Origin of the sequence: Chryseobacterium gambrini (assembly GCF_900156825.1) — a bacterium.
Classification (GTDB): domain Bacteria; phylum Bacteroidota; class Bacteroidia; order Flavobacteriales; family Weeksellaceae; genus Chryseobacterium; species Chryseobacterium gambrini.
Window position 1 is genome coordinate 1 of the sequence record NZ_FTOV01000013.1, and the last position, 16,130, is coordinate 16,130.

Here is a 16,130-nt window from a genome sequence, read left to right on the forward strand (position 1 = left end):
CGGTGTGGTAAAAAACAAAATGGCTTATCAACCAGATTATCAAAAAAACTTTAAAATTTTAACCTGATTAATTTGCGTATTAACATAGAACATCGCGGCTAAGGTTTCAGACATTTGTACAAAACAGGTCAGAATACAATTTACTGCATAATATAATTTTACCTTCCTTTTAAAATTCAATGTTCAGGGTTCTGTTTTTCCGATCACAATCCCTATTTTTGTTAAAAGAGAATTAATGAAAAAGTTAATTTTAATCGCTGTAACAGGTCTGGGAATTCTTTCCTGCACCTCTCAAAAAGCTGTAAAAAACATGACGGATTTACCTAAAGACTGGAAACACACCACAAACATTTACGAAGTAAACGTAAGACAATATACAAAAGAAGGAACCTTCAGAGCATTCGAAAAAGAAATGCCGAGACTCAAATCAATGGGTGTGAAAACACTCTGGTTCATGCCGATCACTCCGATTGCACAGCAAAATAAAAAAGGAAGTCTGGGAAGTCCTTATGCCGCTTCAGATTATACCTCCATCAATCCCGAATTCGGCACTCTGAATGATTTCAAACACATGGTGAATGAAGCACACAGATTAGGCTTTAAAGTGATTATCGACTGGGTTGCAAACCATACCGGTTGGGATCATATCTGGACAAAAACCCATCCCGATTTCTATTTAAAAGATCCGGACGGAAAATTTCATATCGCTTCCGGAATGGATGATATCATCGAATTAGACTATAAAAATCAAGAAATGCGTCTTGCAATGATTGATGCCATGAAATACTGGGTAAAAGAAACCAATATCGACGGATTCCGTTGCGATCTTGCTTCCTGGGTTGAGGTAGATTTCTGGCAGCAGGCGCGTCCTGAAGTAGAAAAAGTAAAACCACTTTTCTGGCTGGGCGAATTCGATGAACTCGAAAGTCCGGAATACGGGAAAGTTTTTGATGCAAGCTACTCTTGGAAATGGATGCACAAATCCGCAGATTACTACAAAAAAAATGAGCCGCTTTCAGAACTTACGGATCTTCTGAGAAAATATTCGGCGATTGGAGACAGTTCAATGAGGGCTTGGTTCACAACCAATCACGATGAAAACTCATGGAACGGAACAGAATATGAAAAATATGGAGTGATCACAAAACCGATGGCTGTATTTTCTGCAACCTGGAATGGCGTTCCGTTATTATATTCCGGTCAGGAATTACCCAATATGAAGCGTCTGGAGTTTTTTGAAAAAGATGTCATCAAATGGAGCAACGTTTATCAGAACGCAGATTTTTATAAGATACTCCTCAACTTAAAATCTTCAAATCCGGCACTAAGAGGAGGTGATTCCAATGTTACCACGTATCTTCTCAACACAACCGCTAACGATAAAATTTTAGCATATATAAGGAAAAACGGAAACGATGAAGTTTTAGTTGTTCTCAATATGTCCAAAGATCCTGTAAATTTCTCTATCGAAGACGAACATCTTTCAGGAAGCTTTAAGAATGTTTTTGAAAAGACAAAAAGAGACTTCAGTAACGGAAAAGATTTTAATTTTAAACCCGGAGATTACGCGGTTTTTGAAAAATAGGTTTAAATTTTAATAAAATACCTGTTTAAGCAAATTAAAAAAAATAATTTGCATATTAACACACTCCCTTTTATGGTTAGATAAAAGTTTAAACAAACTTAAAAACAACAGGCTGTCATAGACAGCCTGTTGTTTTATTTTTTTGCATATTATAATTTTACTGGGCAAAACCTTTAATGCTAATGGTTTGGTTAGTATATCCCATATAAGCTGTTCCGGTAGTTGCAGTAGCTCCCCATAAAACAAGTCTTATGGAAACCGGAGTGTCAACAGTAATATTTTGTAAAGCTGTTATTCCGGATAAATCTATAGCAGATTGATTGGCAGTTGTTTGTGATGCACCACTGATTCCTGAGATTACCGCACCTGAAATATCTGTCCACGTTCCTGAAGTACCGATTTTATACTGGTATTGACCGTTCTTAGGACCGCTTGCCGACTTTCTGAAACTGTATGCTTCTATAGAAGTAATCGATAAGCTTTTCCCCGTTTGTGGTACAAATTCAAATGTCCATGTATCATTTGCTGCCTCCGCTAATGCCTGAGAAGTTGAATTGAGACCATCTGAACCCCAAGCTCCGGCAGATCCGGATCCGGATTGGGTAGCTCCGCTATCTCTTACAATTTTAGCACTCTGAATTCCTGTAGCTAAAGTTCCGTTCCAAGGTGAAGGACCGAAATTACCTGTTCCTCCCGCAATACTCGAGGTATCCCAACTTCCTAAAGCAACCGGAGTCAGAACCACAGAGCCCACATAACCTGAACCTGTTTCGTTTCCTGTTGTTGTTCCTGCCGTAGCAACCGGAGTTACATAGAACTTAATGTATTTTGTAGCATCTGCATTTCCTAAGACATATGTTTTTGCAGTAGCACCAGATATCGTCGTTTCATTTGTTCCGGATGCATCATCAGATCTTGTCCATCTGAAAATTGATGTCCCTTCGGTATTACCTTCAATATCAGTATATGTATAGTTTCCTGTGAGAGTTTGCCCGGTATTGGTTGCTCCGGAAATTGATACATTACTAACTGTAGGAGCTTGATTGGCAATTACAGAACCTGCCCATGCAGAACACTTTTGTAAACCCGGTGAAGCTCCAATGGTAGAGCCCGGTGTTACACAAAATTGGATGAATTTCCCAAGATCAGCTGCAACCAAAGTATAGTTTTGTGCACTTGCAGCAGGAATGATTATAACATTTGTCCCTGAATTATCATCAGCTCTTTTCCAGATAAATGTACTCGCATTGTCAGGGTTGCTTTGAGCATCTGAAAACGTATAGTTTCCTGTAAGAGAAGCTCCGACAGAAAGGTTGCCCCCGATTACAAGATTCGTTGCTGTGGGAACCGTATTAATCTCCTCATATCCGAGGTTGATCCATTTTGTTCCATCCCAGCCTACAAAAGACTTTAATTCCTTATCAAAAACAATTAGTCCCTCATTGGCAGACGAAGAAAGATTATTAATGGATGCGGTTGTAAGTCTTGGAAGAAGCAATCCTTTGGAGTCGGAAGATATTTCAAGAGCCGAAGACGGATGCGGATTGGGAGTGTTAATTCCAACTTGAGAAAAAAACAGGCAGTAATTCGAAATCAATGCAATAGCGAATAATTTTTTTGTCATGGTATTTTAATAAAATTTTGTGCGCAAATATATGGGTTATTGTTTATTTAATAATAAATATGAATATAATTTAAAGAATATTTAATAATTAACCGCTTTTTAATATTTTATTTTGGCTTTAAAGGTAGATTTTTAATGTTTAAAATAATATTATGTTAAATATTAAAAATTGATTCGAAAAAATAATCTGAAATTGATTTCGACTTAAAAGGAAAATATCAATGCAAATAATTCAACTGATTTTATTTATAAAGGTGTTTATACTTTTCAGTATAATTCTAACTGTAAGTTTCAAACGCAAAGTCTATGTTTTCAGAGTTAATATTTTAAGCAAAGCAAAGGGAAGCAGATTACATTTGCTATTAATTGACCACTTCATCATTCGTCTCTGCCAAAAATATCTTTGCTTTATTTCTCAATAAAATAATAGGGTTGCTTTGCGGTTAATGGTAGTCCGCAATTTGTCATAATTAATCATTATAATGAGTAACAGATAAACAAATTTAAATGAGTTTAAACATTCTATTTTAAAATTTTTCTATCATGTTATGTTAAAAAATAATCATGATCAGATTAATTTTATTTAATACATTTGAAGAAGAATATTTTAAAATGAAGCTTTGTAGATGGAAAAATCAAAAATATTGGAAGCCGTAAAAAGCAGAATTGCTGAAAAAATTCAGAAACTTGAAAAACTGATCGAGGAAACGCGCGCTTCAAATAATGATACCAAAAGCTCAATGGGCGATAAATATGAGACCGGGCGAGAAATGCTTCAGCAGGAAATCAATAATCTGCAAAGGCAACTGAACGAATCGTTAAACCAGCAATCTATTGTGCAGAAAATATCATCCGATCCATCATCAAAAGTGCAAAACGGAGCCTTAGTAAAAACGGATAAAGGACTTTTCTATATTTCTGCATCGGCGGGAGAAATTGTGATAGATCACCAGAAAATCATGACGATTTCCACAGAATCGCCTTTGGCAAAAGCAATGCATGGATTAAGTGAAAACCAGAATTTTTCTGTCAATAATATCACTCAGAAGATTGTAGAAGTAAAGTGAAATTTCTTTGAATCATAAAATCTGTTCACATTCATTACTACTTTTTTCCTAACTTATGATAGCAGAAAATCATTAAGATTTTTCTAAATTTGACACTCAAAATAATCCTTCAACATGCAGAATTACCTAGACCTTTTACAGCATATTTTAGACAACGGAACCGACAAGACCGACAGAACCGGAACCGGAACGAGAAGTATTTTCGGCTATCAGCTGAGATATGATTTATCGAAAGGTTTTCCTTTGGTAACCACCAAAAAAGTGCATTTGAAATCCATTATTTACGAATTGCTATGGTTTCTGAAAGGAGACACGAATATCAAATATCTGAAGGACAATGGTGTTTCAATCTGGGACGAATGGGCAGATGAAAATGGCAATCTTGGACCGGTTTACGGAGCGCAGTGGAGAAGCTGGAACGGAGCAGATGGAAAAATCGTGGATCAGATTACGGACGTTATCGATCAGATTAAAAAAAATCCGGATTCCAGAAGACTTATCGTTTCCGCATGGAATGTTGCTGAAATCCCGAACATGGCTTTAGCACCGTGTCACGCATTATTTCAGTTTTACGTGGCGGATGGAAAACTCTCGCTTCAACTGTATCAGAGAAGTGCCGATGTTTTTCTGGGAGTTCCCTTTAACATTGCAAGCTATGCGTTATTGCTCATGATGGTTGCGCAGGTTTGCGATCTGGAAGTTGGAGATTATGTTCACAGTTTTGGAGATGTTCATATTTATAACAACCATTTTGAGCAGGTTAAAAAACAGCTTTCCAGAGAACCAAGACCACTTCCTACCATGAAGCTGAATCCTGAAATTAAAGATATTTTCAGTTTCGATTTTGAAGATCTTACACTGGAAAATTATGATCCGCATCCGGGAATTAAAGCGCCTGTTGCGATTTAAAATGTTGCCATAATATCATTAACTTTGATCTAAATTCAAAATGTATGGAAATTAAAATCAGTTTAGACGAATATGCAGATGTGGCTTTCATTAAAAAACTTTTGTCGCAGATAAAAGGTATTACCCATATTGAAGTTTCAGAAGATCATAAAACCTATTCCTGGGAGGAAATTGAAAGTTCCGAATATTTTGCAAAAGTAATGGAGCAAAGTGAGAATGACTATAAAAACGGGAAAACTCAGGAATTAACAGACGATTTATTAAATGAAATTTTTCATAAAAAATGAAAATAACAATTTCAGAAACAGCGAGAATATCGTTGAGTGAAATTATAGATTTTCTAAATTCTAAATGGACTGCAAAAGAAATTGCCGTTTTAGAAAACGATATTAAAAAATTCAGGCAGACAATAAAAGACAATATTGTAAAGCATCCATCTTTAGAAAATTTTCCTGATATAAAGTATACCCTTATCGGCAAGAATCAGATTAAGATGATGTATGAAATTAAAACCAACGAAATAGTGGTTAAATTATTCTGGCATTGCAGACAAAATCCAGTAAGGCTAAAATATTTTCTCAGTAAATAAAGAATAAAGTGAAGCCGAAAACTTCACTTTTTTTGTAACATCTCCTGAAATTTTTCAACTCATTCAGCAAATCTCAAAAGTATGTTGAAAAAGTTACTTTTCCTGTCTGTCATCAGTCTTTCAACGACTGCATTTTCTCAGGCTAATGTGAAGCAAAAATTAGCCGCTTACATAGATTCTTTGTATGCACATCACAAAATTATGGGAAGCTTTGCCTTTGCAGAAAACGACCGTCCTACCTTTGTGAAAGTTGTAGGATTTGCAGATGTTGAGAAAAATCAGAAAGCGAATGTAAATACCCAATACCGGATCGGATCAATCAGTAAAACATTTACTGCCGTTTTAATCATGAAAGCTTTTGAGGAAAAAAAGATTTCCTTAGATCAGAAACTTTCAGAATTTTATCCTGAAATTCCAAATGCTGAAAAAATTTCCATCGAAAATTTACTGCAGCACAGAACAGGAATTCATAATCTGACCAGTGAAGCCGAGTTTTGGCAGTATAACACCAAACCTCAGACTGAGAACAGCTTAATCAGCATTATAAAAAAATACAAAAGCGATTTTGAACCCGCTTCAAAACACGAATACAGCAATTCTAATTACATTCTGCTCGGTTTTATTCTCGAAAAAATTTACAAAAAACCGTATGCTTTTTTGCTGAAAGATAAAATTACAAAACCTTTAAAATTAACGCTTACAGAAGTTGGAGGAAAAATAGATCCATCGAAAGATCAGGCAAAAGCGTACCAATACATCAACGGAAAATATGTAGCTTCATCTGAAACGGATATGAGTATTCCGATTGGAGCAGGAAATATCATCTCTACTCCAAGAGATCTCCTCACTTTTATTCTTGGTCTCGAAAATGGAAAATTGGTGAAAAAATCCAGTCTTGAAAAAATGAAAACTTTTGTGGATGATTACGGATATGGTTTGGTGAAAGTTCCTTTCGACAACTATTCCGGGTTTGGTCATACAGGAGGAATAGATAACTTCAGTTCTGCATTGTTTTATTTTCCGGATCTGAAAATTGCCACCGCTTTCAGCACCAATCAGTCGGAAATGGATACCAATGAAATTTCCATCAAAATGATTGAAACAGCCATGGGAAAAGATTTCGAAATACCCAATTTTAAAACCTATGAAATTTCCGAGAATGATCTTCAGAAGTTTACAGGAACTTATTCCAGCAAAGGTATCCCGTTAAAGATTACCATTTTTATTGAAGATAAAAAACTCATGGCTCAGGCAACAGGACAAAGTGCATTCCCTTTAGAAGCAATTTCCGAGACAAGCTTTAAATTTGATATGGCAGGAATTGTGATCGATTTCTATCCGGCAAAAAAACAGTTTGTCATTATTCAGGGAGGGACAAAAAATACGTTTACAAAAGAATAAAACAATGAAATATTTAAAAATAAATACCGAAGAAACTGCCGATCTTGAAGCACTGAAAAATGCAATTCTTCAGATGAAAGGCATAGAATCCATAGAAATTATCGACGAAGAAAATCCGGAAAGTGAGCTGAAAAAAGCTTTTGCCAAAACCAAAGAACAGTTCAAAAAAGGAGATTACGAAACATTGGTAAACGATATTTTTGATATTTTAACTAAAAAATAATTTAAGAAATAAATAATGAAAAAAGCCATTTTATCGATTGCTTTACTGGGCGGAATTTTATTTTCCGCAAATGCAGCCGCACAAACCGAAACTTCGGGAAGAGAAAAAGTATACAGAGCCACTCATACCAAAGTAACGGAGCTGAAACACACGAAGCTAAAAGTAAATTTCGATTATCAGAAAGAACAGATGAACGGGGAAGAATGGCTTACTGCCGCACCTTTTTTCTATCCGACCAACGAACTGACGCTTGATGCAAAAGGAATGCTGATCCATGAAGTCGCATTGGATATCAATGGAAAAAAATCTCCTTTAAAGTATGATTATAAGGATGATGTTTTAAAAATTACTTTAGACAAAACCTATCAGAAAAATCAGGATTACACAGTTTACATTAAATATACAGCACGTCCGAATGAAGTAAAACAGGAGGGAAGTGCAGCCATCAGTGATGCAAAAGGTCTGTATTTCATTAACGCACAGGGAACAGATCCGGATAAGCCAACACAAATCTGGACGCAGGGTGAAACGGAATCTTCTTCAGCCTGGTTTCCGACCATTGATAAATCCAACCAGAAAACAACGCAGGAAATTTACATGACGGTTCCTGATAAATACGTAACCCTTTCCAACGGATTGCTGAAAGATTCTCAAAAAGAAGCAAACGGTTTAAGAACCGATCATTGGGTGATGGATAAAAGACATTCTACCTATCTTTTCTTCATGGGAGTGGGAGAGTACGCTATTGTGAAGGATAAATGGAAAAATATTGCGGTAGATTATTATATTGAGAAAGAATACGAGCCATATGCAAAGCAGATCTACGGAAATACTCCGGAAATGATCGAGTTTTTCTCTAAAAAATTAGGCTACGATTTCCCATGGTCGAAATATGCTCAGATTTCCGGAAGAGATTACGTAAGCGGAGCAATGGAAAATACAACGGCAACGTTACACGGAAGCGATATTTTGCAGAAACCGGGACAGCTCATCGACGAAAATACATGGGAAGATACCATTGCCCACGAATTGTTTCACCAATGGTTCGGGGATCTCGTAACGGCAGAAAGCTGGAGCAATCTTACGGTAAACGAATCTTTCGCCAATTATTCCGAATACCTTTGGAACGAATACAAATACGGAAAAGATCAGGCAGATTATCATCAGATGAAAGATGTCAATATGTACCTTACAACGCCGAGAAATTTTGATAAAGATCTTGTCCGCTTCAATTATGATTCCCGTGAAGATGTTTTCGATTTGGTAACGTACCAGAAAGGAGGCGGAATTCTTCATATGCTGAGAAATTATCTGGGAGATGATGCTTTCTTCGCAGGAATGAACGACTATCTTAAAACGTATGAATATCAGAACGCAGAAGCGCATCAGTTAAGATTATCTTTTGAAAAAGCTTCAGGAAAAGATTTAAATTGGTTCTTCAATCAGTGGTATTTCGGGCACGGAAACCCTAAAATTAAATATTCTTACACGTTCGAACCGGTTAAAAAACAGGTTGCTGTAACCATAGAGCAGACGCAGGATCAGCCGTTCCAGTTTCCTCTGGCAATCGATGTGTATGATAACGGAAAGCCGAAAAGATACAATGTGTGGGTAAATGCAGAAGCCAAAAATACCTTTAATTTTGATGTTTCTAAAAATGCCGATCTGATAAATATTAATGCCGACGGAATTTTGGTGGCAGACATTACCGATACCAAAACGCCGGAGCAATATGCAATGCAGTATGCGGGATCAAAAGAATTTAAAAGCAGATATCTTGCAGTAAGCGGAATCAAAGATCAGGTGGGAAAAAATCCGGCAGCTACAAAATTATTGGCAGCCGCTCTTAAAGATCCATTCTTCAGAACAAGAATAAAAGCTTTGCAGTTAATGGATTTATCAAATCCTGAGCAATTTAAAGCAATGGGAGCAGAAGTAGAAAAATTAGCTTCTAATGATCCTAAAACTTTAGTACAGGCTGCAGCGATTTCAGCTCTGGCAAAAACAAAAGATAAAAAATACCTTCCGGTTTTCGAAAAAGGAGTAAATGCAGTTTCAAACGCGGTGAAAGGAAGCTCGGTGAGCGCTATTGTTGAAATAGATCCCGCAAAAGCAAGTGCTTTAGCAGATAAAATTGATCTGGAAGGCGCTCCTGAAAATTTGTTGTCTAAACTTTTACCGGTGATAGTTAAAAATAAGGTAACTTCTCAAATGTCTAATATTGCACAGGTAGCCGCATTTTATCCCTTCATTAAATTCCAGAATCCTGAACTGGGCAAAAGTGCGGAAGAAGGCTACAACTGGATTATGAGTTCTGATAATCTGAAAGCGACAGAAAGCATCACCAAAATGCTGAATCAGGCAAAAGGACAGATCGGGAACAATCCTCAGGCGAAAATGATGATCTCCCAAATGCTGAAAGACGGTCTTGCCAAAAAAATGGAACTTCTGAAGCAGAATCCTCAAAATGCAGCAAGCATCAATAAGCAAATCGATGCGATCAACAAATCCATTGAAGATTTTAAATAACCTTTAAAATTATATTGAAGTTGTTTAAACTAATTTTAAATTTAACCGCAAAAGGTAAAAAAGACTTTATTGGATTTATGTAAAATATTTCAAAAGTCCGCAAAGAGAAAAATCTTTTATGTGCTCTTTTTTTCATTGAATGATTAAACTTAAGAAACTAAAGTGTTTAAATCTTTTGCTTCTTTTGTGGTAAAAAAGTTTAAACAAGTTTATTAAAAAAGCACTTCTGCAAAGAGGTGCTTTTTTACTTTAATATCATCAGATATAAATCTTTTCCTTTGTTTTGGGAATCAGAATTTCTCTTCTTTTTTCCTGATTTCTGTTTTGCAGATTGATTTTCATTCCTTTTTTAATGAAAACTTCTTTCTTCGAATTTCCGTATTCTTTTTTGTTAACGACTTCCTTTTCATAAATAATCTTACCTGTGGAAAGTTTAAAATCTACTGTTGTCCAATATTCTTCTGGTTTTCCACTTTCAGAGAAAAAGCCTATCAGCTCGAAATGACCGTTCTGAAATCTGTACTTGTCTGTACCGCCCCATTTCCAACTGCTTCCGCCGTAATGGCTAATTTCCAGAATCCCGTTTTTTATCTCGGTTCCCTGATACGGATCGCCCATCATTCCACCGTCTTTACTGCCCAGAATTGCTTTTTGGGATTTCTCCAAAACAGTCCATTTATTATTTACCTTCTTCAGAATCTGAATTTCGCGGAGATCTCCGGAATCGCCGTTGGTCGGAATATCATAAACTAATACTTTTTCAGGGATTTTATCTCCGTCAAGATCACCCTCAACAGTTTCATTGATCTTTGAATTTTTCGGCTGAAATTCTTTCTGCGCAAAACAGAATGTACTGAAAATAAGGGCTGCAATGCAGAATGTAGTCTTCATAAGATATTTTGTACTCTAAAATTACGAAATTATGTGTTTCATCAATGCCTGTCTTTGATTGTTTCGATAAAAAAATCACTAACTTTGAACCTCAATTTGAGAAATAAATGGAGAATTTAGTTCAGGATACTACCGTTCAGAAACCAAAATGGATTCGTGTAAAACTTCCTACCGGAAAAAACTACCGAGAACTGAGAACTTTGGTTGATAAATATAAATTAAATACCATTTGCCAGAGCGGAAGCTGTCCGAATATGGGCGAATGTTGGGGAGAAGGAACAGCTACTTTCATGATCCTTGGAAATATCTGTACGCGAAGCTGCGGGTTTTGCGGGGTAAAAACCGGAAAACCGATGGATGTAAACTGGGACGAACCTGAAAAAGTGGCACGTTCCATCAAATTAATGAAGATAAAGCACGCTGTTTTAACGTCTGTAGACCGTGATGATCTGAAAGATATGGGATCTATTCTTTGGGCAGAAACCGTAAATGCAGTAAGAAGAATTTCTCCGGGAACCACAATGGAAACTTTGATTCCGGACTTTCAGGGAATCACAAAACACATCGACAGATTGGTAGATGTAGCTCCGGAAGTAATTTCTCACAACATGGAAACGGTAAAACGTCTGACAAGAGAAGTGAGAATTCAGGCAAAATACGAAAGAAGTCTTGAGGTTTTAAGATATTTAAAAGAAGCAGGACAGAGAAGAACAAAAACAGGTGTAATGCTTGGTTTGGGAGAAACTAAAGAGGAGGTTTTCCAGACGATTGAAGACATCAGAAACGCAAATGTGGACGTAATTACTTTAGGACAGTATTTACAGCCTACAAAAAAACACCTTCCTGTAAAGAAATTCATTACTCCCGAAGAGTTCGATGAATTTGGGGATTTTGCAAGAAGTTTAGGATTCAGACATGTTGAAAGTTCACCTTTGGTAAGAAGTTCTTATCACGCAGAAAAACATATTCATTAAAATAAAAAATCGCTCCGTTTTTGGAGCGATTTTTTATTTGGTTTTGTCTGATATTTTAATTCAGATTAATTATGTTTAACCCAGATTAATTTATCTGTATTATAACCTACATTTTTTGCTTTTTCTAAAAATCTCTGGCGGATGCTTTCAGGGATTTCTTTTGTTCGGGACAGAATCCAAAGATATTCAAGGTTGTTTCCCATGACCAAAGCGTACTGATAATTATCGTCGATATCTACCACATTATATCCTGCCCAGATCGGCTTAAAAAACGATACTTTAAGACGTGCTTCCGTTTCTTTTCCAACGAATCGTGCTTCACCAATGGATTCCTTCCACTCTTTTTTAACGTAGTTGTAGCCTTTGTTATCTACTTTTATGGTTCCGTTCGGGTTTTTAGAGTAGGTTGCTGTTACATTATCCATGTTTTTCTCGAATTTGTAATCGAAACGGGCTATTTCATACCATGTTCCCAAATATTTATCTGCATTAAAATTCTGCACAGCCGTTGCTCCTTTGGGAATTCCTACGGAACATGAATTGAGAATAAATAATCCTAAAATACCCAGAGAGACAGGGATTGCTATTTTCTGAAAAGTCTTCATAATAGAAATATTTTTGTAGTCGTCCTGAAAAGTTCAAAAATGATGCCTGAACGATTGGTAAGCAGTTTTCTAATAATTCCTTCGACAAGCTCAGGGTGACATTTCGAATACTAACCGCAATATTTTAACATTGTAAGAAGCTTATCGAAGCCTTTATTGATAAAATGGATAAGTCAATTCTTTTAATGTTGAATCTTTGCAGCCCGACTTGAGCGAAACTCTTTTTGTAAAACAAAAAAGCGGGAGCGGAAGGCATAAATGAGAGAAAAGTGAAGGCTTTTATCGAAGTTTACAAACGAAGTTTTAAGCTGCCCAAAAATCAAGAAAAAACTTTCAGAAAATTGTCTTTGAAACTTCCGGAAACTTCAATTTCCGTATGGTCGGAAAGTGTTGCCGTTCCGCTTTTATGGTAAGATTTTACAAAACTTGTGTTGATGATGTGTGAACGGTGAACTCTTACAAAAGGATTTTCCAGCAAATCATCGAAATGCTTTAAAAAACGGCAGACCATTTTTTTGGAACCATCGGTAAGATACACCTGCGTGAAATTTCCATCCGCCTGAAGTCTTACAATGTCTTCCGTTTTCACCACATCGAAACCCTGCAAAGTCGGGAGAATCAACTGTTGTTTTTCGGGTTTTAATTTTAAATTTTCGAGTAGGATTTTATTCCGGTTAAGTTCTTCTTTGCTTTCCAGACTTTCTGCCACTTTATTAACCGCTAAAATAAGTTCCTGAATGTCAATAGGTTTTAAAATGTAATAACTTGCCGATTTATTAAGAGCCTGTAAAGAATATTGCGAAAAAGCGGTAATAAAAATCGTTTCGTAGGAAAAGTCTTTGGTCGCTTCCAGGACATCAAAAGCATTACCGAAAGGCATTTCAACGTCCAGAAAAACCAGTTGCGGCTGTTTCTCGGCAATCAACGGAACGGCTTCTTTGATATTTTCGGCTTCACCCAAAATTTCAACCTGAGGACAGTATTTTGTAAGATAATTCCTCAGAACATCTCTTGCAATAAGTTCATCGTCTACAATTACAGCTTTTATTTTCATACTTTTAGGTTTTAGGTGGCAGATTTTAGGTTGCGGGAAAAAACTATTGATATTTTCCGCTAGAGAATTTTAAAGTTTTGAAAGTTGTTTTTGAGGTTTCAAAGTCTTTACAATCGCCCTTTATCAGTTTTGTTCTCCTGTTTATATTTTGTGTCTTGATGATAAGATCTGTAAAATTAGCGGTTGTTTTTTTGTCGAGAACTATTGTGGAAGTGGTCTCATGAAACGCTCCATTACATCTTGTGTCCCATTCTCCGCCGTACGAATACACTTCGAATCTGTTCAGAATTTTTTTCAGGCTCCCATTTTCCCTATAAAAAAGAGAAAGCTCTTCTGTTGAATAAGGATTCGGCTGGCTTTGTCCCCGAAAGCTGACTCTGATTCCGAAAGCACGGATGTCTTTCCTGACTGTATATAAACCTGTATCAATTGTTATTCCGCTTAATCCTATTGCATCCGAAGTAATTTCTTCAGGATCGTAATATTTATTTTTAATATTTCCTTTTTCATCGGTAATCAGGATGTAATTTCTTATAGTATACATTCCTTCGTCCTCTTGTCCATCGAAAATAGGCAATACAACGAGGTAAGAATCTTTCTCATTCGGCATTTTCTTTTCTGCGTAAAATTCTGTTCTGATCTGTGATCTGTTTATTTTCAGTGCTTTAACAATAGTTTCAAAACGGGCAGAATTGATTTCCTGTCCGAACATCATGAAAGATGAAATTAAAAATACAAAGGCTAAAATTTTTCTCTTCATTCAGTGGTTACATTAAATTCAATTTCAAAATCACCAAAACACCGGAATTATTTTCTTTATCTTTCACCGTGCAGGAAATCTCTTTTTTATACAGATCGTTTAACAGATCGATTCTTTCGAGGGTGTTTTTCATTCCACGACCTTTTCTTGTTTTCTGATGTTCTGTTTTCTGTTTTTTGCTTTCTTCGATCCCGATTCCGTTGTCTTCAACGGTTATTTTGAGCTGCTCGTTTTCTTTTTCAAAGCTGAGGTTCAAAAATCCTTTGGTTGTTCTGTAACGTAAACCATGCCATATCGCATTTTCTAAAAATGGCTGAACCAGCATTCCCGGAACTTTAAGACTTTGAGTGTTTAAACTTTCGTCTACATGAATTTCATAATCGAATTTATCGGCAAAACGTGTTTTTTCCAACGCCAGATAATTCTGTAATAAATCCAGCTCCTGCTGAAAAGGAATGAAATCTTCAGTGGAATTTTCCATTACGCCGCGCATTAATTTTGAAAATTTGGTTAAATATTGGTTGGCTTCCAGTTCATTATTGGTGGCAATGAAATGATTCACAGAATTTAAGCTGTTAAAAATAAAATGCGGATTCATCTCGCGGCGCAGCGATTGCAAAGCGATTTTTTTATTCTTGATCTGAACTTTTTTAAGGGTTCTGAAAATGAAAATAATTAACCCGATTAAAACAATCAATGCAAAAATCAAACTGTAGTTGAAAACATTTTTCTTTCGGATGAGTTCATCTTTCAGTTGTTTTTCCTTTTCCAGTTGGGCAATTCTCTGTTCGGTATCTTCAAGGATTTTTTCATCAACCAGACTTTTGTCTTTTGAAACCAGATCCGGCAGTTTTCCGAGAAAATCGCGGTACAATTTTACCGAAGCATCTGTATTTTCAGAAACGTTGTAAAGACTGTCGAGCTTTTTTACGCTTTTCTGCGCTTCCAGTGTATGACCTTTTTCAAGCGCGATTCCGTATGATTTTTTTAAAAGATCGATGGCTTCTTTCGGATCATTTTTTTTAATGTAAATATCGGCAAGCTCCTGGATCTGTTCTACCTGTTTTTTTGAATTTTCTTTAACGAAATTTTCTTTTAAAACGGTCTTTTTTGCTTCAATCGCTTTGTCGAAATTTTTATTTTCAACGTAAAAATCCGTCAATTTCTGATTGATTTCCAGTGCCTGTTGCGGCGCTTCTTTTTTAGAAATTTTATAGGCGTTTGTAAGATTAACCTCCGCTTTTGGAATATCATTCTGCTGAATATTAATATCCGCCATCTGCGTGTAATTCGCAGCCAGTTCGCCTCCTTTGTCTTTTTCCTTCTCGTTAAGCTGAATATTGTTCTGAATGGCTTCCTCTTTAGCTTCCGCAGAATTTACGGAAAGTCTCGTCACGTCATTGGAATTCAAGGCACGGCTTTTAGAATAACTTACTTCTGCCGCTCTGTTGTAATTGCTGATGGCGGGAGAAATTTTATTCTGCTTTTCCTGAGACTGTGCCAGTTTTCGGCTTGCCTTTTCAATATTCGGTTTGTCGTTTAATTTTTCGTAGATATTTTTTGCTTTGGTGTAATATTCTTCACTTTTCTGAAAATTTCCGTTGTTGAAAAACGATTCTCCGATGTTGTAGTAAGAATCTGCCTGTGAAGATTCGTCTTTTGTATCGACCGCTTTCTTCAGTTTCTTCGTCTGAAACTGGATGTCTTCCACAGTTTTGTTGCTTTGAGCATAAAAGATATTCCCAAAGATGAGTAAACAAAAGATGGCGAAAAGATGACACATTTTCATAAAACAAAGATATACATATATATAATGTGCAAAAAATTATTCACCAAGTGAAATTCTTCATTCACCAAGTTTTGTATTTTCTGCGGGATTTATGAGGCTAAGTTTGTAGTATAATTCAAATTTAATCATC

15 protein-coding genes are annotated in these 16,130 nt (G+C 36.2%); 9 read left to right on the forward strand and 6 right to left on the reverse strand.

Annotated elements, in window-relative coordinates; translation table 11 throughout:
• Nucleotides 1–235 precede the first annotated feature (235 nt).
• Entirely contained in the window at nucleotides 236–1,585 is a 1,350-nt protein-coding gene (locus tag BW951_RS18065; RefSeq protein ID WP_076395301.1) for an alpha-amylase family glycosyl hydrolase, read from the forward strand.
• A gap of 157 nt (nucleotides 1,586–1,742) precedes the next feature.
• Here BW951_RS18065 and BW951_RS18070 read toward each other — a convergent pair whose 3' ends face one another.
• Nucleotides 1,743–3,209 carry a hypothetical protein gene (locus tag BW951_RS18070; protein WP_076395303.1) on the reverse strand — a complete coding sequence of 489 codons (1,467 nt, stop codon included), beginning with the start codon at nucleotides 3,207–3,209 and terminating at the stop codon, nucleotides 1,743–1,745.
• A 626-nt stretch (nucleotides 3,210–3,835) separates the two neighbouring features.
• Between BW951_RS18070 and BW951_RS18075 the strand changes: the two genes are divergently transcribed.
• From BW951_RS18075 to BW951_RS18105, 7 genes are all read left to right on the forward strand, one after another.
• On the forward strand, nucleotides 3,836–4,276 hold the full coding sequence (locus tag BW951_RS18075; RefSeq protein ID WP_076395305.1) for a hypothetical protein: 441 nt from the start codon (nucleotides 3,836–3,838) through the stop codon (nucleotides 4,274–4,276).
• A 114-nt stretch (nucleotides 4,277–4,390) separates the two neighbouring features.
• A complete protein-coding gene (locus tag BW951_RS18080) occupies nucleotides 4,391–5,185 on the forward strand; it encodes a thymidylate synthase (protein WP_076395307.1) in 795 nt (264 codons plus the stop codon).
• A gap of 44 nt (nucleotides 5,186–5,229) precedes the next feature.
• Nucleotides 5,230–5,472, forward strand: coding sequence for a hypothetical protein (locus tag BW951_RS18085; RefSeq protein WP_076395309.1), 243 nt, complete (start codon nucleotides 5,230–5,232; stop codon nucleotides 5,470–5,472).
• A complete protein-coding gene (locus BW951_RS18090; protein WP_076395311.1) occupies nucleotides 5,469–5,774 on the forward strand; it encodes a hypothetical protein in 306 nt (101 codons plus the stop codon). The genes BW951_RS18085 and BW951_RS18090 overlap by 4 nt, the downstream gene beginning before the upstream one ends.
• Nucleotides 5,775–5,855: 81 nt before the next feature.
• Nucleotides 5,856–7,175: a serine hydrolase domain-containing protein gene (locus tag BW951_RS18095; RefSeq protein ID WP_076395313.1), complete on the forward strand. Its 1,320-nt coding sequence runs from the start codon at nucleotides 5,856–5,858 to the stop codon at nucleotides 7,173–7,175.
• Between the two features lie 4 nt (nucleotides 7,176–7,179).
• Nucleotides 7,180–7,398, forward strand: a complete 219-nt coding sequence (locus BW951_RS18100; RefSeq protein WP_076395315.1) for a hypothetical protein — start codon at nucleotides 7,180–7,182, stop codon at nucleotides 7,396–7,398.
• A 15-nt stretch (nucleotides 7,399–7,413) separates the two neighbouring features.
• Nucleotides 7,414–9,927 carry a M1 family metallopeptidase gene (locus tag BW951_RS18105; RefSeq protein WP_076395317.1) on the forward strand — a complete coding sequence of 838 codons (2,514 nt, stop codon included), beginning with the start codon at nucleotides 7,414–7,416 and terminating at the stop codon, nucleotides 9,925–9,927.
• A 258-nt stretch (nucleotides 9,928–10,185) separates the two neighbouring features.
• Here the strand turns inward: BW951_RS18105 and BW951_RS18110 are convergent, their stop codons facing one another.
• A complete protein-coding gene (locus tag BW951_RS18110; protein WP_076395319.1) occupies nucleotides 10,186–10,818 on the reverse strand; it encodes a hypothetical protein in 633 nt (210 codons plus the stop codon).
• Nucleotides 10,819–10,925: 107 nt separating this feature from the next.
• On the opposite strand from BW951_RS18110, the gene lipA reads away from it, so the two are divergent.
• On the forward strand, nucleotides 10,926–11,792 hold the full coding sequence (gene lipA, locus BW951_RS18115; protein WP_076395321.1) for a lipoyl synthase: 867 nt from the start codon (nucleotides 10,926–10,928) through the stop codon (nucleotides 11,790–11,792).
• 65 nt (nucleotides 11,793–11,857) lie between these two features.
• Here lipA and BW951_RS18120 read toward each other — a convergent pair whose 3' ends face one another.
• From BW951_RS18120 to BW951_RS18135, 4 genes are all read right to left on the reverse strand, one after another.
• A complete protein-coding gene (locus BW951_RS18120) occupies nucleotides 11,858–12,397 on the reverse strand; it encodes a lipocalin family protein (RefSeq protein WP_076395323.1) in 540 nt (179 codons plus the stop codon).
• Nucleotides 12,398–12,716: 319 nt separating this feature from the next.
• Nucleotides 12,717–13,451: a LytR/AlgR family response regulator transcription factor gene (locus BW951_RS18125; protein WP_076395325.1), complete on the reverse strand. Its 735-nt coding sequence runs from the start codon at nucleotides 13,449–13,451 to the stop codon at nucleotides 12,717–12,719.
• 43 nt (nucleotides 13,452–13,494) lie between these two features.
• Nucleotides 13,495–14,211, reverse strand: a complete 717-nt coding sequence (locus tag BW951_RS18130) for a PA3715 family protein (protein ID WP_076395327.1) — start codon at nucleotides 14,209–14,211, stop codon at nucleotides 13,495–13,497.
• A 7-nt stretch (nucleotides 14,212–14,218) separates the two neighbouring features.
• Nucleotides 14,219–15,922 (reverse strand): tetratricopeptide repeat-containing sensor histidine kinase, encoded by a 1,704-nt coding sequence (locus BW951_RS18135; RefSeq protein ID WP_228427564.1) that lies wholly within the window; start codon nucleotides 15,920–15,922, stop codon nucleotides 14,219–14,221.
• Between the last annotated feature and the right edge of the window lie 208 nt (nucleotides 15,923–16,130).